Source organism: Streptococcus mitis (assembly GCF_946190325.1).
GTDB classification, from domain to species: domain Bacteria; phylum Bacillota; class Bacilli; order Lactobacillales; family Streptococcaceae; genus Streptococcus; species Streptococcus mitis_CF.
In genome coordinates, this window is the sequence record NZ_CAMHZR010000001.1 from 240,881 (window position 1) to 261,044 (window position 20,164).

At 39.5% G+C, this 20,164-nt stretch carries 21 protein-coding genes; 20 read left to right on the forward strand and 1 reads right to left on the reverse strand.

Annotation, left to right across the window (positions count from 1 at the left end):
- The first annotated feature begins 40 nt into the window (after window positions 1-40).
- The 6 genes from glgB to N8M95_RS01190 are packed head-to-tail and all read left to right on the forward strand — an operon-like array spanning window position 41 to window position 7,487.
- Complete coding sequence (glgB, locus tag N8M95_RS01165) at window positions 41-1,969, forward strand: 1,4-alpha-glucan branching protein GlgB (RefSeq protein WP_261116429.1); 1,929 nt, start codon at window positions 41-43, stop codon at window positions 1,967-1,969.
- On the forward strand, window positions 1,959-3,101 hold the full coding sequence (locus N8M95_RS01170; RefSeq protein WP_261116430.1) for a glucose-1-phosphate adenylyltransferase: 1,143 nt from the start codon (window positions 1,959-1,961) through the stop codon (window positions 3,099-3,101). Before glgB ends, N8M95_RS01170 begins: the two co-directional genes overlap by 11 nt.
- Window positions 3,091-4,230, forward strand: a complete 1,140-nt coding sequence (gene glgD / locus N8M95_RS01175) for a glucose-1-phosphate adenylyltransferase subunit GlgD (RefSeq protein ID WP_261116431.1) — start codon at window positions 3,091-3,093, stop codon at window positions 4,228-4,230. The genes N8M95_RS01170 and glgD overlap by 11 nt, the downstream gene beginning before the upstream one ends.
- A complete protein-coding gene (gene glgA, locus N8M95_RS01180) occupies window positions 4,227-5,660 on the forward strand; it encodes a glycogen synthase GlgA (protein WP_261116432.1) in 1,434 nt (477 codons plus the stop codon). Before glgD ends, glgA begins: the two co-directional genes overlap by 4 nt.
- Window positions 5,661-5,718: 58 nt before the next feature.
- Window positions 5,719-6,363, forward strand: a complete 645-nt coding sequence (gene serB, locus N8M95_RS01185) for a phosphoserine phosphatase SerB (RefSeq protein WP_261116433.1) — start codon at window positions 5,719-5,721, stop codon at window positions 6,361-6,363.
- Window positions 6,364-6,371: 8 nt separating this feature from the next.
- The gene (locus N8M95_RS01190; protein ID WP_261116434.1) at window positions 6,372-7,487 is read left to right on the forward strand and encodes a glycerate kinase; all 1,116 of its coding nucleotides are present in this window, start codon (window positions 6,372-6,374) and stop codon (window positions 7,485-7,487) included.
- On the opposite strand, the gene N8M95_RS01195 is transcribed toward N8M95_RS01190, so the two are convergent.
- Window positions 7,484-7,930 carry a DUF1694 domain-containing protein gene (locus tag N8M95_RS01195; RefSeq protein ID WP_084949816.1) on the reverse strand — a complete coding sequence of 149 codons (447 nt, stop codon included), beginning with the start codon at window positions 7,928-7,930 and terminating at the stop codon, window positions 7,484-7,486. The genes N8M95_RS01190 and N8M95_RS01195 overlap by 4 nt on opposite strands.
- 163 nt (window positions 7,931-8,093) lie before the next feature.
- Between N8M95_RS01195 and eno the strand changes: the two genes are divergently transcribed.
- The 14 genes from eno (at window position 8,094) to N8M95_RS01260 (ending at window position 19,804) form a co-directional block, all read left to right on the forward strand.
- On the forward strand, window positions 8,094-9,398 hold the full coding sequence (eno, locus tag N8M95_RS01200; protein WP_006597394.1) for a surface-displayed alpha-enolase: 1,305 nt from the start codon (window positions 8,094-8,096) through the stop codon (window positions 9,396-9,398).
- Window positions 9,399-9,574: 176 nt separating this feature from the next.
- Window positions 9,575-10,069: a YkgJ family cysteine cluster protein gene (locus N8M95_RS01205; protein WP_261116436.1), complete on the forward strand. Its 495-nt coding sequence runs from the start codon at window positions 9,575-9,577 to the stop codon at window positions 10,067-10,069.
- Window positions 10,070-10,126: 57 nt separating this feature from the next.
- Window positions 10,127-10,672 (forward strand): ClbS/DfsB family four-helix bundle protein, encoded by a 546-nt coding sequence (locus tag N8M95_RS01210; protein ID WP_084949822.1) that lies wholly within the window; start codon window positions 10,127-10,129, stop codon window positions 10,670-10,672.
- A gap of 520 nt (window positions 10,673-11,192) precedes the next feature.
- Window positions 11,193-11,924, forward strand: a complete 732-nt coding sequence (locus N8M95_RS01215) for a hypothetical protein (protein WP_261116437.1) — start codon at window positions 11,193-11,195, stop codon at window positions 11,922-11,924.
- A gap of 287 nt (window positions 11,925-12,211) precedes the next feature.
- The gene (locus tag N8M95_RS09340) at window positions 12,212-12,391 is read left to right on the forward strand and encodes a hypothetical protein (protein ID WP_314725957.1); all 180 of its coding nucleotides are present in this window, start codon (window positions 12,212-12,214) and stop codon (window positions 12,389-12,391) included.
- 112 nt (window positions 12,392-12,503) lie between these two features.
- A complete protein-coding gene (locus N8M95_RS01220; RefSeq protein ID WP_033688775.1) occupies window positions 12,504-12,716 on the forward strand; it encodes a hypothetical protein in 213 nt (70 codons plus the stop codon).
- A 48-nt stretch (window positions 12,717-12,764) separates the two neighbouring features.
- Window positions 12,765-12,983: a hypothetical protein gene (locus N8M95_RS01225; protein ID WP_261116595.1), complete on the forward strand. Its 219-nt coding sequence runs from the start codon at window positions 12,765-12,767 to the stop codon at window positions 12,981-12,983.
- Between the two features lie 125 nt (window positions 12,984-13,108).
- On the forward strand, window positions 13,109-13,801 hold the full coding sequence (pynA, locus tag N8M95_RS01230) for a pyrimidine 5'-nucleotidase PynA (protein ID WP_261116438.1): 693 nt from the start codon (window positions 13,109-13,111) through the stop codon (window positions 13,799-13,801).
- A gap of 61 nt (window positions 13,802-13,862) precedes the next feature.
- The gene (locus N8M95_RS01235; protein ID WP_261116439.1) at window positions 13,863-14,516 is read left to right on the forward strand and encodes a uracil-DNA glycosylase; all 654 of its coding nucleotides are present in this window, start codon (window positions 13,863-13,865) and stop codon (window positions 14,514-14,516) included.
- A 9-nt stretch (window positions 14,517-14,525) separates the two neighbouring features.
- Entirely contained in the window at window positions 14,526-14,990 is a 465-nt protein-coding gene (locus N8M95_RS01240; RefSeq protein ID WP_001135778.1) for an NUDIX hydrolase, read from the forward strand.
- A gap of 12 nt (window positions 14,991-15,002) precedes the next feature.
- Complete coding sequence (locus tag N8M95_RS01245) at window positions 15,003-16,271, forward strand: dihydroorotase (RefSeq protein ID WP_261116440.1); 1,269 nt, start codon at window positions 15,003-15,005, stop codon at window positions 16,269-16,271.
- 41 nt (window positions 16,272-16,312) lie between these two features.
- Window positions 16,313-17,674: a sodium-coupled multidrug efflux MATE transporter PdrM gene (pdrM, locus tag N8M95_RS01250; protein ID WP_261116441.1), complete on the forward strand. Its 1,362-nt coding sequence runs from the start codon at window positions 16,313-16,315 to the stop codon at window positions 17,672-17,674.
- A 153-nt stretch (window positions 17,675-17,827) separates the two neighbouring features.
- Window positions 17,828-18,796: a thiamine pyrophosphate-dependent dehydrogenase E1 component subunit alpha gene (locus N8M95_RS01255; RefSeq protein ID WP_261116442.1), complete on the forward strand. Its 969-nt coding sequence runs from the start codon at window positions 17,828-17,830 to the stop codon at window positions 18,794-18,796.
- A 15-nt stretch (window positions 18,797-18,811) separates the two neighbouring features.
- The gene (locus N8M95_RS01260; RefSeq protein WP_000448714.1) at window positions 18,812-19,804 is read left to right on the forward strand and encodes an alpha-ketoacid dehydrogenase subunit beta; all 993 of its coding nucleotides are present in this window, start codon (window positions 18,812-18,814) and stop codon (window positions 19,802-19,804) included.
- The last annotated feature ends 360 nt before the right edge of the window (window positions 19,805-20,164 follow it).

Consider the following 20,164-nt stretch of genomic DNA (forward strand, 5'->3'; position numbering starts at 1 on the left):
AATAAATCTATAGAAAACGCTTACAGAATTAGGAGGGTGTATGGATAAGAAAAAAGCTTTAGAAACCTTTGTGACAGGTGAAAATTTTCACCTCCAGCACTATCTGGGAGCTCATAGGGAAGAAAAAAATGGTGAGTATGGCTACACTTTTCGTGTGTGGGCACCCAATGCTCAAGCTGTATACTTGGTAGGGGATTTCACCAATTGGGTTGAAAATCAAATCCCAATGGAACGGAATGAATTTGGAGTTTGGGAAGTCTTTACCAGTCTTGCTCAAGAAGGCCAAATTTATAAGTACCATATCACGCGTGCAAATGGTCATCAGCTGATGAAGATTGATCCTTTGGCTGTTCGGTATGAGGCACGACCTGGTACTGGGGCTATTTTAACAGAAATCCCAGAGAAAAAATGGAAGGATGGACTTTGGTTAGCTCGTAGAAAACGCTTGAGCTTTGAAGAGCGTCCTGTCAATATTTACGAGGTCCATGCTGGGTCTTGGAAGAGAAATTCTGATGGCAGCCCTTATAGTTTTGCTCAATTGAAAGATGAACTCATTCCTTACTTGGTAGAGATGAACTATACTCACATCGAGTTTATGCCCTTGATGTCCCACCCTCTCGGTTTGAGTTGGGGCTATCAGCTTATGGGTTACTTTGCTTTAGAGCATGCCTATGGTCGTCCTGAAGAGTTTCAAGATTTTGTTGAGGAATGTCACTTAAACAATATTGGGGTTATTGTAGACTGGGTACCTGGTCACTTCACTATTAACGACGATGCCTTGGCCTATTATGATGGAACACCGACTTTTGAATACCAAGACCATAATAAGGCTCATAACTACGGTTGGGGAGCACTCAATTTTGACCTTGGAAAGAATGAAGTTCAGTCTTTCTTGATTTCTAGTATTAAGTTTTGGATTGATTTTTATCATTTAGATGGTATTCGCGTGGATGCGGTTAGCAATATGCTCTATCTTGACTACGATGATGCTCCATGGACACCTAATAAAGATGGTGGAAATCTCAACTATGAAGGATATTATTTCCTTCAACGCTTGAATGATGTGATTAAACTAGTTCATCCAGATGTGATGATGATTGCAGAAGAAAGTTCATCAGCTACTCAGATTACTGACACTAAGGATTCAGATGGTCTAGGATTCGACTACAAGTGGAATATGGGCTGGATGAATGATATCCTCCGATTCTACGAAGAAGACCCTATTTACCGTAAGTATGACTTTAATCTGGTGACTTTCAGCTTTATGTATGTTTTCAAGGAAAACTATCTCCTACCATTCTCGCACGATGAAGTGGTTCACGGTAAGAAGAGTATGATGCATAAGATGTGGGGAGATCGCTACAATCAATTCGCAGGCTTGCGCAATCTCTACACTTACCAAATTTGTCACCCTGGTAAGAAATTACTCTTCATGGGTAGTGAATATGGGCAATTCCTAGAATGGAAATCTGAAGAACAGTTGGAATGGTCTAATCTAGAAGATCCAATGAATGCTAAGATGAAGTATTTCACTTCTCAGCTAAACCAGTTTTATAAAGACCACCGCTGTCTGTGGGAAATTGATACCAGCTATGATGGTATTGAAATCATCGATGCGGATAATCGAGACCAGAGTGTTCTTTCCTTCATCCGTAAGGGTAAGAAGGATGATATGTTAGTCTGTATCTTTAATATGGCACCTGTTGAACGAAAAGATTTTACAATCGGACTTCCTGTTGCAGGGATTTACGAAGAAGTCTGGAATACTGAGTTAGAAGAGTGGGGAGGCGTTTGGAAAGAACACAATCAAACTGTGCAAACACAAGAAGGACTTTGGAAAGATTATGAGCAGACCTTGACCTTTACCCTACCGGCTATGGGAGCAAGTGTTTGGAAAATCAAACGTCGCTTGAAACCTACTAAAACCGTCACAAGTAAAAACCAAAAAGGAGTAGAAAATGAAGAATGAAATGTTAGCTTTGATTCTTGCTGGTGGGCAAGGAACTCGTCTCGGTAAACTCACTCAAAGCATCGCAAAACCAGCTGTGCAATTTGGTGGGCGCTACCGTATCATTGACTTTGCTCTTTCAAACTGTGCCAACTCAGGCATCAACAATGTTGGAGTCATTACACAGTACCAACCACTTGCTCTCAACAACCATATTGGTAATGGTTCAAGCTGGGGACTAGACGGTATCAATTCTGGTGTCTCTATTCTTCAACCTTATTCTGCAAGTGAAGGAAATCGTTGGTTTGAGGGGACTAGCCACGCTATTTACCAAAATATTGATTATATCGACAGTGTCAATCCTGAGTATGTCTTAATTCTCTCTGGGGACCACATCTATAAAATGGACTATGATGATATGCTCCAGTCACACAAGGATAATAATGCTAGTTTGACAGTAGCAGTTCTTGATGTTCCTCTGAAAGAAGCTAGCCGTTTTGGTATCATGAATACAGATGCCAATAACCGCATTGTTGAATTTGAAGAAAAACCAGCTCAACCTAAATCTACAAAGGCTTCTATGGGGATTTACATCTTTGATTGGCAACGTCTCCGCAATATGTTAGTCGCTGCTGAAAAGAGCAATGTCGATATGTCAGACTTCGGTAAAAATGTCATTCCAAATTACCTTGAGTCAGGTGAAAGTGTCTATGCCTATGAATTTAACGGTTACTGGAAAGATGTTGGTACGATTGAGTCGCTTTGGGAAGCGAACATGGAGTACATTTCTCCAGAGAATGCTTTGGACAGCCGTAACCGTCAATGGAAGATTTACTCAAGAAACTTAATTTCACCACCAAACTTTCTTGGGGCAAATGCTCATGTGGAAGATTCCTTGGTTGTAGACGGATGTTTCGTTGATGGAACGGTTAAACACTCTATTCTTTCAACAGGTGCGCAAGTTCGCGAAGGAGCAGAAGTTCTTGATTCAGTTATTATGAGTGGAGCTATTATTGGACACGGGGCTAAAATCAAACGTGCCATTATTGGTGAAGGTGCAGTTATTTCTGATGGTGTCGAAATTGATGGAACAGAAGAAGTACAAGTTGTAGGATATAATGAAGTAGTGGGGGTAGCAACAGATGAAGATTGATAAATATTCTGCCATTTTAGGAAACACAGTTGGTTTTCATGATATGTCAACATTGACAGACCACCGTCCAGTAGCTAGTTTGCCATTTGGCGGTAAATATCGTTTGATTGACTTCCCACTCTCAAGTCTTGCCAATGCTGGTGTTCGTAGTGTTTTTGGTATTTTTCAGCAGGATAATATTAGTTCTGTTTTTGACCATATCCGTTCAGGGCGTGAGTGGGGCTTGTCAACTCTTCTTAGTCACTATTATCTAGGAATTTATAATACACGCGTTGAGAGTAGCACAGTAGGAAAAGAATATTACCAACAGCTGCTCACCTATTTAAAACGCTCTGGGTCAAACCAAACAGTATCACTTAACTGTGATGTCTTAATTAATATTGATTTGAACCAAGTGTTCCACCTTCATAACACAACGAAGGGACCTATTACAGTTGTTTATAAGAAACTTCCTAAGAAAGATATTTCAGAAGTAAATGCAATCTTGGAAGTGGATGAAACAGACCATGTTCGTTCTCATAAACTCTTTGATAACAAGTCAACAGATGAAGTTTACAATATGTCCACAGATATCTTTGTCGTTGATACCCCTTGGTTGATTGAACGCTTAGAAGAAGAAGCTAAGAAAGAACATCCAGAGAAATTGCGTTATGTTTTACGTGATTTGGCTGCAAAAGAAGGGGCTTTTGCCTACGAGTACACAGGCTACCTAGCAAATATTCATTCTGTAGAGTCTTATTACCAAGCTAACAAAGATATGCTTGAATCACAGAAATTCTACTCACTCTTTACTCCAAACCAAAAGATTTATACAAAGGTCAAAAACGAAGAGCCAACTTATTATGCTAATACATCTAAGGTAAGCACTTCTCAGTTTGCTTCTGGTAGTATCATTGAAGGTCAAGTGGCTAATTCTGTTCTATCACGTAATATTCATGTTTACAAGGATAGCTTGGTTAAAGATAGCCTACTCTTCCCTCGTGTTGTTATTGGAGAAGGTGCTCAGGTAGAATATGCTATCTTGGACAAGGGTGTTGAAGTTGCGGATGGAGTTGTGATCCGTGGAACTGCAGAACATCCAGTCGTTGTTAAGAAAGGTGCTAAAGTAACAGAGGATATTCATTCATGAAAATTTTATTTGTAGCAGCAGAGGGTGCTCCCTTTTCAAAAACAGGTGGTTTGGGAGACGTCATTGGCGCTCTTCCCAAATCACTGGTAAAAGCTGGGCACGAAGTTGCAGTGATTTTACCCTACTATGACATGGTAGAGGCTAAATTTGGAAATCAGATTGAAGATGTTCTTCATTTTGAGGTGAGTGTTGGTTGGCGCAGACAGTATTGTGGAATTAAGAAAACAGTATTAAATGGTGTAACCTTCTACTTTATTGACAATCAATATTATTTCTTCCGCGGTCATGTTTACGGTGACTTTGATGACGGAGAACGTTTTGCCTTTTTCCAACTGGCTGCCATTGAGGCTATGGAAAGAATTGACTTTATTCCTGACCTTCTCCATGTTCATGACTACCATACAGCTATGATTCCTTTCTTGTTGAAGGAAAAATACCGTTGGATTCAAGCCTATGAGGGCATTAAAACAGTTTTAACCATTCATAATTTAGAATTCCAAGGACAATTTTCAGAAGGAATGTTATGGGATTTGTTTGGAATCGGCTTTGAACGTTACGCTGATGGTACCCTTCGATGGAACAACTGTCTGAACTGGATGAAGGCTGGTATTCTTTATGCGGATCGTGTTTCAACCGTTTCGCCTAGTTATGCTCATGAAATTATGACCAGTCAGTTCGGATGTAACTTGGATCAAATTCTTCGAATGGAGTCTGGCAAGGTGTCTGGTATCGTGAATGGGATTGATGCTGACCTGTATAATCCTCAGACGGATGCTCTTTTAGACTATCATTTCAATCAGGAAGATTTGTCTGGAAAAGCCAAAAATAAGGCAAAATTGCAAGAAAGAGTTGGCTTACCCGTTAGGGCTGATGTTCCACTGGTGGGAATTGTTTCTCGTTTGACACGTCAAAAAGGTTTTGATGTGGTGGTCGAAAGTCTTCACCATATCTTGCAAAATGATGTTCAGATTGTTCTTTTGGGAACTGGTGATCCAGCCTTTGAAGGAGCTTTCTCATGGTTTGCTCAAATCTACCCAGATAAGCTATCAGCAAATATCACTTTTGATGTCAAACTAGCTCAAGAAATCTACGCTGCCTGTGACCTCTTCCTCATGCCGAGTCGTTTTGAACCATGTGGCTTGTCTCAAATGATGGCTATGCGTTATGGAACCTTGCCATTGGTTCATGAAGTTGGTGGCTTGCGAGATACCGTTCGCGCTTTCAATCCAATCGAAGGAAGCGGTACTGGCTTTAGCTTTGACAATCTATCTCCTTATTGGTTGAATTGGACTTTCCAAACAGCATTGGACTTGTATAGAAACCATCCTGACGTTTGGAGAAATCTACAAAAACAAGCTATGGAGTGTGATTTCTCATGGGATACAGCCTGCAAGTCATATCTAGACTTGTACCAAAGCTTAGTTAATTAATAGATAAAATCGTATGATCACTTCATACGATTTTTAGGCTATTTAGAAAGGAGAACTGATGTCTCAAGTAAAAGGCTTGTGTGTCATGGATGTTGATGGAACCTTAATCCTAGAAGAAGTGATTGATTTGTTGGGAAGAGAGGTAGGTCGTGAGGAGGAAATTTCACAGATTACAAGTCGGGCAATGCGAGGAGAGTTAGACTTTGAAAGCAGTTTAAGAAAAAGAGTGTCCTTGCTGGAAGGTCTTCCTGTTTCGGTTTTTGATAAAGTCTTCAACACTATTCATCTAACGCCAAATGCCCAGAAATTTATCTCTATTCTCCAAAAGAATGGCATCCTAGTTGGTCTGGTGTCCGGTGGTTTTACTCCAATAGTTGAGAGATTAGCAAAATCTCTTGGCATTGCCTATTTTTCTGCCAACCAACTTGAAGTCCAAGGTGGCTTTCTAACAGGGAAATTAGTTGGACAAATTATCAGTCCCCAGGTTAAAACAGAGACTCTGGAAAAATGGAGAGAGAAACTAAAACTTCCTAAAGAAAGAACGATTGCAATCGGTGACGGGGCCAATGATCTATTTATGCTAAAGTCAGCAGGACTAGGAATCGCTTTTTGTGCCAAAGAAGTGCTTAAAAAAGAAATATCGAATCATGTTGATAAGAGAGATTTTTTAGAAGTTCTTCCTTTGATTGACTATTTAGAATGAGGGAAAATATGAAGATTGTAATTGCACCGGATTCGTTTAAGGAAAGCTTGTCCGCTCAACAGGTAGCTGAAGCAATAAAAAGAGGCTTCCAACAATCGGTAGCAGATGTAGACTGTATCCTCTGCCCTGTTGGTGATGGGGGAGAAGGTACTGTTGATGCTATTCGACATTCTCTTGACCTAGAAGAAAAATGGATGCAAGTGACAGGACCTTTTGGACAAAAAGAAGCCATGCGCTATTTTCAAAAAGGGGAACTGGCGCTATTTGAAGTTGCTGATTTAGTTGGCCTTGAAAAGATTCCGCTAGAGAAACGAAATCCACTTAAAATCCAAACTCGTGGTATTGGAGAGTTGATTCGTCATCTCATTGCTCAAGGGATTAAAGAAATCTATATCGGCGTTGGTGGAACGGCCAGTAATGATGGAGGACTGGGGATTGCTGCTGGTTTAGGTTATCGATTTTATGATAGGGATGGAAATGTCTTGCCGGCTTGCGGTCAGTCCTTATTAAACTTAGCATCTATGTCAACAGAAAATCGCTATGAAATTCCTGAAGATGTTCAAATTCGTATTTTAGCAGATGTCGTGAGTCCCTTATGTGGTCCTCAAGGTGCGACCTACACTTTTGGAAAGCAAAAAGGTTTACATCCTACTATGTTTGCAGTCGTAGATCAGGCAATACAAGATTTTTATGAAAAAATCTCACCTGCAATATTGGAAATAAAAGGAGCAGGAGCTGGTGGAGGCATTGCTGGCGGTTTGTGTGCCTTTGCTCAGGCAAATATCGTGTCGGGAATTGATACCTGCTTGAACCTAATCAACTTTGATAAGAAAGTTTCACATGCTGACTTGGTTGTTGTAGGAGAAGGAAGGCTAGATCGTCAAAGCTTATCAGGTAAAGCGCCTATTGGTGTTGCAAAAAGAACCCCTGTCGGAGTTCCTGTCATTGCTATTTGTGGTAGTCTTGCTGAGGATTTACCTCCCTTACCATTTGAAAATATCCAAGCTGCCTTTTCTATTTTGGAGAAAAGTGAACCTTTAGAAGATAGTCTGAAAAATGCCAGTCTCTATTTGGAACACACGGCTAACAATATTGGGCATTTATTAAATATGCACAAGATTTAGCCAAACCATTTTTTCCAGATGGATGTTTTGGCTGGTTCTTCCTTTTTATCTTCCCAAAGTTTTGCAAAAGCAAGTCGAAGGTCCTTTTCTTCTACTTGTACTGGTGCATTACTATGGATAATCAGGCCAAAAGGAGAAGAAGCGTGGTCTTCAGAAACTATTGTGGCTTGGCTATCAGTTTCTTTTGCTTCTTTCAAGTAGAAAACTTGCTTGTCAAATTCGATATTTGGTGAAATCTTCACAAATAGTGGCTCTGTTTTTTCCTGAAGATTTTCTAAAATAGATAAAAAACCTTTTTCTAACTGAGGGCTATTTGCTGTATCAATATCTGCATATCCAAGAACTCTTTCCTCAAAAGTACCAAGATAGCGTCTTTGCTCATCCGGATTTAATTTTGCTCCACCATGAGCTTTTTCAAGTAATTGTTTTGATAAATCTGTCATGAAAACAGTATATCATAAAAGTTAGAATAAAACAGACAAAAGAAAGCGATTACTTTATAAAGTTAAGGAAAATTTGCACAAAGATAACGTTTTTTCTTGAAAAAGGAGGGCTTTTAAGGTATTATAGAGGTGTAAAAAATTTAACTCATAAGGAGAGTAAAAAATGTCAATTATTACTGATGTTTACGCTCGCGAAGTCCTAGACTCACGCGGTAACCCAACACTTGAAGTAGAAGTTTACACTGAATCAGGTGCTTTCGGACGTGGTATGGTTCCATCAGGAGCTTCTACTGGTGAACACGAAGCAGTTGAACTTCGCGACGGTGACAAATCTCGTTACGGTGGTCTTGGTACACAAAAAGCTGTTGACAACGTAAACAACATCATTGCTGAAGCTATCATCGGCTACGATGTACGTGATCAACAAGCTATCGACCGTGCTATGATCGCTCTTGACGGTACTCCTAACAAAGGTAAATTGGGTGCAAACGCAATCCTTGGTGTGTCTATCGCTGTAGCTCGTGCTGCTGCTGACTACCTTGAAATCCCACTTTACAGCTACCTTGGTGGATTCAACACTAAAGTTCTTCCAACTCCAATGATGAACATCATCAACGGTGGTTCTCACTCTGACGCTCCAATCGCTTTCCAAGAGTTCATGATCTTGCCAGTTGGCGCTCCAACATTTAAAGAAGCTCTTCGTTACGGTGCTGAAATCTTCCACGCTCTTAAGAAAATCCTTAAATCACGTGGTTTGGAAACTGCCGTAGGTGACGAAGGTGGATTCGCTCCTCGTTTCGAAGGAACTGAAGACGGTGTTGAAACTATCCTTGCTGCTATCGAAGCTGCTGGATATGTTCCAGGTAAAGACGTATTTATCGGATTTGACTGTGCTTCATCAGAATTCTACGATAAAGAACGTAAAGTTTACGACTACACTAAATTTGAAGGTGAAGGCGCTGCTGTTCGTACATCTGCAGAACAAATCGACTACCTTGAAGAATTGGTTAACAAATACCCAATCATCACTATCGAAGATGGTATGGATGAAAACGACTGGGAAGGTTGGAAAGCTCTTACTGAACGTCTTGGTAAGAAAGTACAACTTGTTGGTGACGACTTCTTCGTAACAAACACTGACTACCTTGCACGTGGTATCCAAGAAGGTGCTGCTAACTCAATCCTTATCAAAGTTAACCAAATCGGTACTCTTACTGAAACTTTTGAAGCTATCGAAATGGCTAAAGAAGCTGGTTACACTGCAGTTGTATCACACCGTTCAGGTGAAACTGAAGATTCAACAATCGCTGACATCGCAGTTGCAACTAACGCAGGACAAATCAAGACTGGTTCACTTTCACGTACAGACCGTATCGCTAAATACAACCAATTGCTTCGCATCGAAGACCAACTTGGTGAAGTAGCAGAATACCGTGGATTGAAATCATTCTACAACTTGAAAAAATAAAATAGTTCAGTGAACTATTTTATCCCGAACCTTGAAATTCAAAAGTTCGGCCGTTGATTTAACAACGTTTCTAGCCCCTCGGATTTTATCCGAAGGGCTATTTTTGTTTTCGAGGGGCATAAAAGGGGCAGTGTTTATGGTATAATAGACAAAAATGCTTGAATTAGAAAGAAATTATGTCTAAAGAAATTGATATTGAGTATTACCATCAGCTAGCCTTGCAAAAGCAAAAGGAGCACCGTAAAGTTTTAGCCAATTTAAAGAAAAAGCCACCAAAAAATCTAGATAAGATAGCCCAACAGATTCACCAAGAAGTCTTTGAGGAGATTGATTGTACGGCCTGTGCCAACTGTTGCAAGACATTGGGGCCTGACTTTAAAGAAGCGGATATTACACGAATCGCCAAGTACTTTAAGATGAAATTACCTGCTTTTGAAGCAGAGTTTTTGCAGGTAGATGAAGATGGTGATAAGGTTTTTAAATCCATGCCTTGTCCCTTTCTAGGAGGAGATAATCTCTGTTCCATCTATGAAGTTCGTCCAAAGGCCTGTCGAGAGTTCCCCCATACAGATCGCAAAAAGATCCATCAAATCAACCATTTGACGATTAAGAATACTTTGACCTGTCCGGTAGCCTATCTCTTTGTTGAGAAATTAAAGGATAAGTTATAGAGATTTAAAGGATAAAAAATTTCTAATAATAACTAGAGATATGAAGGGAGTACTCCTGTGCCTAGACCAAAAACAAAAGAGGAGCTAATGCTGGCCTCTAAGGAAAACTATGAAAAGCTCAATCGTTTCATCTCCCAACTAAGTGAAGATGAGCTACAGACTCCATTTGATTTTTCAAGAGACTCAAAGAAAAAAGAAGCTCACTGGAAAAGGGATAAGAATCTAAGAGATGTCCTGATTCATCTTTATGAATGGCAGCAGTTACTTTTGACTTGGGTCCATTCTAATCAAGAAGGTCACGAAAGACCTTTTCTCCCTGAGTCTTATAATTGGAAAACTTATGGACAAATGAATGATGCTTTTTGGAAGAAGCACCAGAAAACTTCTTTAGAAGAAGCGACTAGACTATTAGAGCAATCGCATAAAGAGGTTTTAGAGTTGATAGAAGTTTTTAGCAATGACGAACTCTTTACCAAAGGTGTCTATAAGTGGACAGGAGGGACAAGTCTAGGTTCCTACTTTATCAGTAGCACCTCCAGTCATTATGATTGGGCTCTGAAAAAACTCAAAGCACATCAGAAGAATTGTAAGTGTAGTAGTTGATGTGTGTATGTGTTTTTCTAAGTTTCGAATATCTTAGTTTTCCTTGTTTAGAGTAATTCTAGCTTTAGAGTTCTTCAAAAATTAACATTTAAGGTTATCAATGGCTTAGAATAGTACGAAAACATTTAGTTTATAGGAATTCTAGATCTAGAATTACATGGATATTTATGAAGTTAGGGTATTCGATAGATAGAATTGTTCTATTCTGAAAGATTTGAACTGTCAATCTTCTAGAATAGTAGTTTGCCAATGAATTTTGTTGAAAGATTCCTTGTTTTATGGTAGTCTAAAGTAAAAGAAAGCCTTACCATTATATTTGTATCTTTAATCTGACTTGGTTTAGGTCTAGAAGAGGGATAGATATTTGGGGTTTTCAAATAATAATAATATTTTCACTTGCAAAAAATGTATTTCAACTTTACCTAATGTAAAAGAAGGAAATATCATGAAACGTTTATGACTTGTTGGAATGAGAATGTGAGCTAAAAATGGATTCCTTTTACATATTAGGAGTAGGTAGATGAGTAATCTAGAGTCGATTCGTAAAGCGCATATCATCGTATGGGGTGCCTATCTTTTTTTATCATTAAGGGCGCCGCTAATTAGCAGCACTAAGTATATCTTGCTTATTTTTTTAGCATTTCTCTATTCAATAGTATCGTTACCTATATACTCTGTGAAGAATAAAATAGTATCCATTTGTTTGGCTATAAACTCGATTCTGTTAATGAGTTTTCCAATTTTAATCAATAAATTTTTCCCAGGAAACGTTTCTACTTATATCGTATTAATAAGTATTTTTATCCTGGAGTTCTTAATCTTTAATAAAATTGGTAGAGATTTTGATACTAGATTAGCTAGCGAGTATAGGAAAATCAGTCAGTTTAAAAGTAAGATGTCTCAATCTCCTTGGATAAAATATTTAGAGATTTCTAGTTTTATATTAACTATATTTCCATTTATTCTTCATGGTACAGTTGATAATCGTGTATTGACTCTTATCTTTTTGATAAAAATTTGTGTAGATACGACGATAAAAGTTCTATTAAACAGAATTTTTAAGACAAGTAAGGTAATGAAAAGGAGGATATTTTCTCTTTTTGTACTAGATATGATTGTCTATATATTTTTAGGTTATGTTTTAGTGATACAAAAAGACGAATATCTGTTTTCAATTCTACTAATTTTTTCTAATTTTTCACTTCCCTTTATCAGAGAAAAAGAGTATGAGTTATTTAAAAATAAGAAGTGAGATAGATATGGTTAAATCTTAGTTCTCTTTAAAATCAAATCAGGTAGAGAAAGGATATCTTATCTAGGTAACAAAGTGCTTTAAACGCAGTCGACGATTACTTATTGGAGAACTATCCTAACCATGCAACGTTAAAGAGGAGAAATCTTATGAAACTCGTATCACCAAATAATTATGCTGCTATTGAGTAAGAAGAGATGAGGTGTCTTGATGGGAGATTATCTCTACATAAAGACGGGGAATGTTACAGTAAACGTAGCTACTGCTTATTTTATGGGGAATTAAATATGTTTAAACTAAGTGATAAGGTCAGAGTGGTCTTTGCTCTTTTAGGAGTAAGTTCCATATTAGTCAGCATGTATCTTATTCCTCTTATTAAAACTGAGAATAAATTTTGGGAAATACTTTTATTTATATTAGGTGTATTACTAATTGGAATTGCGTTACTAAATCCCCAAAAAAATTAAATTTTAGAATAGTATTAGTGAGTATGTAATCATTTATTGATTGGATTTTTTAATGCTATTGATGAATGGGATGGAAAAAGTGACAATAAATTAAGAACAGGATGATAGTATTATGATGGTTGTTTTAATTTTGATGGTTGTGGTATTTCTGTATTATGTAATTACAGAGTATTTTCAGAATAGTTATATTGACTGTATACTATTTCTAACATTGCTGATTTCTCATTTGATATGGGATTACTATTTTTTGCCCATTGAAGTTTTAGTGGCATTAAGTGGAGTAAATTTGCTGTCAAGATTATTCAAAAAAATGAGAAGTCAATAGATCTGTTAGTGGATTATAAAGATGAAAGGTAAAATTGGGATATTTAAAATGAAACATTTTTTTGCTGGTATCGGAGAGATAAAATTAACTTTCTACATCTTATATGTTTTGCTAGGTCTAGCACCTTTATTTCACACTTACATAATAAATGCTGAAACAGGGGTAGGAAAATCAGTTTTAACTATTATAGGGGTAGTCTCCGTATTTATTTTAACTATTGCTCGAATTTATAGAAGATTTCTCTATAATAAAAATAAACTTGACTAGAATAGTATGAATTAGTTAATCAATTGGAACGATTATTCTTTGTGATACTATATCACTTTTAAGTTTTTACATTAAACAACTGGCTGAAGTGAAAGTTGTTTATCTTAGAAAGGAAAACTCTCAAATTGTCCTATAAATTTCTACTCTTCGACCTTGACCACACTCTTCTTGATTTTGATGCTGCTGAGGATGTGGCTTTGACCCAACTTCTAAAAGAAGAAGGAGTTGCGGATATTCAGGCTTATAAGGACTATTATGTTCCTATGAACAAGGCTCTCTGGAAGGACTTGGAGCAAAAGAAAATTAGTAAACAAGAGCTGGTTAACACGCGCTTTTCTCGTTTATTTGCTCACTTTGGACAGGAAAAAGACGGTAGTTTTCTAGCCCAACGTTACCAGTTTTACCTATCCCAGCAAGGGCAAGCTTTTTCAGGTGCTCATGAACTTTTAGATAGCCTCATCGAGCGTGATTATGACTTATATGCTGCGACAAATGGTATTACTGCCATTCAGACAGGGCGCTTGGCTCAATCGGGTCTGGCACCTTATTTCAATCAAGTTTTTATCTCTGAACAGCTACAAACACAAAAACCGGATGCTCTCTTTTATGAAAAAATTGGTCAGCAGATTGAAGTTTTTAGCAAAGAAAAGACGCTGATGATTGGAGATTCTCTAACCGCCGACATTCAAGGTGGCAATAATGCTGGGATTGACACTATCTGGTACAATCCTCATCACCTCGAAAATCACACACAAGCCCAGCCGACTTATGAAGTTGAGTCTTATCAAGCTCTTCTAGATCTCCTAGATAAACTGTAAAAAGTGGTTTCAATAGCCACTTTTTGCTATAATAGAGGCAGTAAAAATGAAGGAGTTGGCTATGGAACACTCGTCTTGGCATGCTTTGATTAAGGCGCAATTACCTGAGGGTTATTTTGGTAAAATCAATCAGTTTATGGAGCAGGTCTATGCTCAGGGGACTATTTATCCACCTAAGGAAAAGGTTTTTCAGGCTCTCTTGAAAACACCGCTTGAAGAAGTGAAGGTGGTGATTCTAGGGCAAGATCCCTATCACGGGCCAGGTCAAGCGCAGGGCTTGAGTTTTTCTGTACCTGACTCTATCCCTGCTCCACCATCCTTGCAAAATATATTGAAAGAATTGTCAGATGATATTGGGGTTAAGAAATCTCATGATTTGACAGCTTGGGCTGAGCAAGGAGTCTTGCTTCTTAATGCTTGTTTGACTGTTCCTGCTGGACAGGCCAATGGTCATGCTGGTCAGATATGGGAGCTTTTTACAGATGCTGTGATTCAGGTGGTCAATCATCTAGATAGACCAGTCGTTTTTGTACTCTGGGGAGCTTATGCACGTAAGAAGAAGGCCTTAGTTACCAATCCTCATCACTTGATTATCGAATCAGCCCATCCCAGTCCTTTGTCAGTTTATAGAGGATTTTGGGGTTCCAAGCCTTTTTCCAAGGCCAATGCATTCTTAAAAGAAACAGGACAAGAGCCAATCGATTGGCTTAGATAAGGAGAAAATATGCCTCAGTTAGCGACAATTTGCTACATTGATAACGGGAAAGAACTGCTCATGCTCCATCGTAATAAGAAGCCAAATGATGTCCATGAAGGGAAATGGATTGGTGTGGGTGGTAAGCTGGAGCGTGGTGAGACTCCACAGGAATGTGCAGCACGTGAAATCCTTGAAGAAACAGGACTCAAAGCCAAGCCAGTTCTAAAAGGTGTTATCACTTTTCCTGAATTCACACCAGATTTAGACTGGTACACCTATGTTTTTAAGGTGACGGAGTTTGAGGGGAATTTGATTGATTGCAATGAGGGGACGCTGGAATGGGTCCCCTATGACGAGGTTTTGAGTAAGCCGACTTGGGAAGGTGACCATACCTTTGTTGGGTGGCTTTTAGAAGATAAACCCTTCTTTTCAGCCAAGTTTGTTTATGATGGGGATAAATTGTTGGATACCCAAGTTGATTTTTATGAATAAAGGAGAAAGCAGATGCTACTAATCAAAAATGGTCGTGTTATGGATCCCAAGTCTGGTTTGGATCAAGTTTGTGATGTCTTAGTTCAAGATGGGAAAATTATCAAAATTGCGCCTGAGATTAAAGAAGAAGGAGCAGAGATAATTGATGCTACTGGTCTTGTAGTTGCTCCTGGCTTGGTTGATATCCATGTTCATTTCCGTGAACCTGGTCAGACCCACAAGGAAGACATCCATACTGGTGCCCTAGCAGCCGCTGCAGGTGGTTTTACAACTGTTGTTATGATGGCTAATACTAGTCCAACCATTTCAGATGTTGAGACTTTGCAAGAAGTTCTCCAGTCAGCTGCCAAAGAGAAGATTAATGTTAAGACGGTTGCGACCATTACTAAGAATTTTAATGGGGAAGATTTGACTGACTTTAAGGCACTTTTAGAAGCTGGTGCGGTTGGTTTCTCAGATGACGGTATTCCACTTGAAAGCAGTAAAGTAGTCAAGGAAGCCATGGAGGAAGCCAAAAAACTCAACACCTTTATTAGTCTTCATGAGGAAGATCCAGGATTGAACGGTATTCTTGGATTTAATGAAAATATTGCTAAAGAGCATTTCCATATCTGCGGTGCGACTGGGGTGGCTGAGTACGCTATGATGGCGCGTGATGTCATGATTGCCTACGCAACTAAGGCCCATGTTCATATCCAGCATTTGTCTAAGGAAGAAAGTGTTAAAGTAGTGGAGTTTGCTCAAAAATTGGGTGCGCAAGTCACAGCAGAAGTAGCGCCACAGCATTTCTCCAAGACCGAAGCGCTCCTTTTGACACAAGGTAGCAATGCTAAGATGAATCCGCCGCTTCGTTTGGAATCAGACCGTCGTGCTGTTATCGAAGGTCTTAAATCAGGTATCATCACAGTTATCGCGACTGACCACGCGCCTCATCATGCAGATGAGAAAAATGTCGAAGATATTACCAAAGCGCCATCTGGTATGACTGGTTTGGAAACATCTCTTTCTCTCGGTTTAACTTATTTGGTGGAAGCTGGTGAGTTAAGCTTGATGGAATTACTTGAAAAAATGACATACAACCCATCCAAGCTTTACAACTTTGAAGCAGGTTACTTGGCTGAGAATGGTCCAGCAGATATCACTATTTTTGACGCTAAGGCTGATCGCCTTGTGGACTCCCATTTTGCTTCGAAAGCAGCTAATTCACCATTTATCGGTGAAACCTTAAAAGGGCAGGTTAAATATACCATCTGTAAGGGACAAATCGTCTATCAAAACTAGGTGGAAGTCTGCTCTGTAAACAAAAAGAATAGAGAGCCTATATGTACCAGACTCATCATTTTAAAGACAAGTTTATCTTATTTTTAAAGATATTTTTCCCTATCCTGATTTATCAATTTGCCAATTATTCTGCCTCCTTTGTTGATACGACTATGACAGGTCAATACAATACTATGGATTTGGCTGGTGTGTCGATGGCAACCAGTATCTGGAATCCCTTCTTTACATTCCTAACAGGGATTGTGTCAGCCCTGGTGCCCATCATTGGTCACCATCTTGGGCGAGGTAAAAAGGAAGAAGTTGCGTCTGATTTTTACCAGTTCATCTATCTGGCTTTGGGTCTATCTGTGCTCTTGCTGGGAATGGTACTTTTCCTGGCACCACCAATCTTGAATCATATCGGACTAGAAGCACCGGTGGCGGCAGTAGCGGTTCGCTATCTTTGGTTTTTATCTATCGGAATTATCCCCCTATTGCTTTTTAGTGTCATTCGTTCCTTGCTGGATTCGCTGGGCTTGACCAAACTGTCCATGTACCTCATGCTTTTGTTACTCCCTCTCAATAGTGGATTTAACTACCTCTTGATTTACGGGGCCTTTGGTGTTCCAGAACTGGGAGGGGCTGGTGCTGGTTTAGGAACATCCTTGGCCTACTGGGTCTTGCTTGGGATTTCTGTTCTGGTTTTATTTAAACAGGAGAAGCTCAAAGCCTTACACCTTGAGAAACGAATTCCACTTAATATGGATAAAATTAAGGAAGGAGTTCGCTTAGGTCTGCCTATTGGGGGAACTGTCTTTGCGGAAGTGGCTATCTTTTCCGTGGTTGGCTTGATTATGGCTAAGTTCTCTTCCTTGATTATCGCTAGTCACCAGTCAGCTATGAATTTTTCAACTCTCATGTATGCCTTTCCTATGAGTATCTCATCTGCTATGGCTATTGTTGTTTCCTATGAAGTGGGAGCCAAGAGATTTGATGATGCGAAAACTTATATTGGTCTAGGAAGATGGACAGCCCTTATTTTTGCAGGTTTTACCTTAACCTTTCTTTACATTTTTAGGGGAAATGTGGCTAGTCTTTATGGTAACGACATAGAATTCATTGAATTGACAGCGCGCTTTTTAACTTATAGTCTTTTCTTTCAGTTAGCAGATACCTTTGCGGCACCGCTTCAGGGAATTTTACGAGGGTATAAGGATACAGTGATTCCTTTTTACCTTGGTTTGGTTGGTTATTGGGGTGCAGCAATCCCAGTAGCTATGGTCTTTGATTCCCTAACAGATTTTGGTGCTTATTCTTACTGGATCGGTTTGATTATTAGTCTAATCGTAAGTGGAGCGCTCTACCGTTGGCGTTTAACAGTGATTATGAAGAGATTTGAATCTGTAGAAAAATCTAAACGCTAAAAAGTTTGTGAAAAAATATTCTTTGTAAGAAAATCCCTTGTTTTCATGGGGGTTTCTTTTTTATTTTGTGAAATTTTCTTTAGAAAAACTTTGACAGTATTTGCCAAAAACGGTAAAATAGTAAGGTAAGAAGAAACTTAGAAAGGCAAGAAGATGTCAACTTTAGATAAAAATCTTTTGCTAGAGATGTTCCGTAAGATGGAAGAAATCCGTCGTATGGACTTAAAAATTGCGCAATTAGTAAAGAAAGGGAAAGTGCCAGGAATGACGCACTTTTCTGTTGGAGAAGAGGCAGCTAATGTGGGTGCTATGTTGGCTCTCAACCCAGATGATCTAATTACCTCAAACCACCGTGGTCACGGACAAGCTATTGCCAAAGGAATTGACCTCAACGGAATGATGGCTGAAATCCTTGGTAAATACACTGGAACTTGTAAAGGTAAAGGTGGTTCTATGCATATCGCCGACCTTGATGCTGGGAACCTTGGTGCCAATGGTATCGTAGGTGGTGGTATGGGGATCGCTGTCGGTGCAGCCCTTAGTCAACAAATGCAAAACACTGGAAAAATCGTAGTCTGCTTCTTTGGAGATGGTGCGACCAACGAAGGTGTTTTCCACGAAGCAGTAAATATGGCCTCTATCTGGAAACTGCCAGTTATTTTCTACTGCATTAACAACGGTTACGGTATCTCTGCTGATATCAAGAAAATGACTAACGTGGAACATATCCATCAACGTAGTGCAGCATATGGAATTCCTGGAATGTTCATCGAAGATGGAAACAATGTCATAGACGTTTATGAAGGATTTAAGAAAGCTGTAGATCATGTTCGTGGTGGCAATGGTCCAGTTTTGATTGAAAGTGTAACTTATCGCTGGCTTGGTCACTCATCATCTGACCCTGGTAAATATCGTACACGTGATGAAGTCGAATTGTGGAAACAAAAAGACCCGATCGAAAACCTTCGCAAGTACCTCATTGAAAACACTATTGCAAGTGCCGAAGAATTGGAAGAAATCCAAGCGCAAGTCAAGGAAGCAGTAGAAGCTTCTGTTAAATTTGCGGAAGAAAGTCCATTCCCACCGCTTGAATCAGCATTTGAAGATATTTACGCAGACTAAGGAGAAAGAGATAAAATGGAAACAAAAACAATGTCCTTCCGTGACACCATTATCCTTGCTATGTCTGAGGAAATGCGTCGCGATGAAAATGTGTTCTTGATGGGAGAAGATGTCGGTGTCTTTGGAGGAGACTTCGGTACTTCTGTCGGAATGCTTGAAGAATTTGGTCCAGAACGTGTTCGTGACTGTCCGATTTCTGAAGCTGCTATCTCTGGAGCAGCAGCAGGAGCAGCCATGACAGGACTTCGTCCAATCGTCGATATGACCTTCATGGACTTCTCGGTTATTGCCATGGACAATATCGTCAACCAAGCTGCTAAAACACGTTATATGTTTGGTGGTAAGGGTCAGGTTCCAATGACTGTCCGTTGTGCAGCAGGTAACGGAGTTGGTTCTGCAGCCCAGCACTCGCAATCTCTAGAGTCTTGGTTTACTCATATTCCTGGACTTAAGGTTGTGGCTCCAGGTACACCTGCTGACATGAAAGGACTGCTCAAGTCTTCTATCCGTGATAACAACCCAGTTATTATTCTTGAGTACAAGTCAGAATTTAACCAAAAAGGGGAAGTGCCAGTTGATCCAGACTACACAATTCCACTTGGAGTTGGGGAAATCAAACGCGAAGGAACGGATGTAACAGTTGTTACTTACGGAAAAATGCTTCGCCGTGTGGTTCAAGCTGCTGAAGAATTGGCTGAAGAGGGAATTTCTGTTGAAATTGTTGACCCACGTACACTTGTTCCGCTTGATAAGGATATCATTATTAACTCAGTTAAGAAGACTGGTAAGGTTGTTCTGGTCAACGATGCCCACAAAACAAGTGGCTATATCGGAGAGATTTCAGCAATTATTTCAGAATCAGAAGCATTTGACTATCTAGACGCACCAATCCGCCGTTGCGCAGGAGAAGATGTGCCGATGCCTTATGCACAAAACCTAGAAAATGCAATGATTCCAACAGTTGAAAGCATCAAAGATGCCATCCGTAAAACCTATAACAAAGAATAGGATCACATAAGATAAATTATGTAAAAATCGTATCCTGTCACAAGAAGAGTTGGTTCGATAATAACCGATGAAAGATTTAGTCAGTCTACAAGGTTGGCCGCCTGATAGCGGCAACCGTAGCAACTTGAGATGCATTACGTATCCAAGTTACTTGCAAAGTTGCGACAGGAGGGAGTCGAATCGATAATATTCGACGAACGACTTAGTAAGTCTACTAGGTTGACCGCCTGATAGCGGCAACCGTAGTAACTTGAGATACGTTCCGTGTCCAAGTTACTTGTAGAGTTGAACACGGGCTAAAAGCTCGGAAAAAGATAAATCTCCTTGGCTTCATCGAAGCCATCGTCGATTTCCTATTTT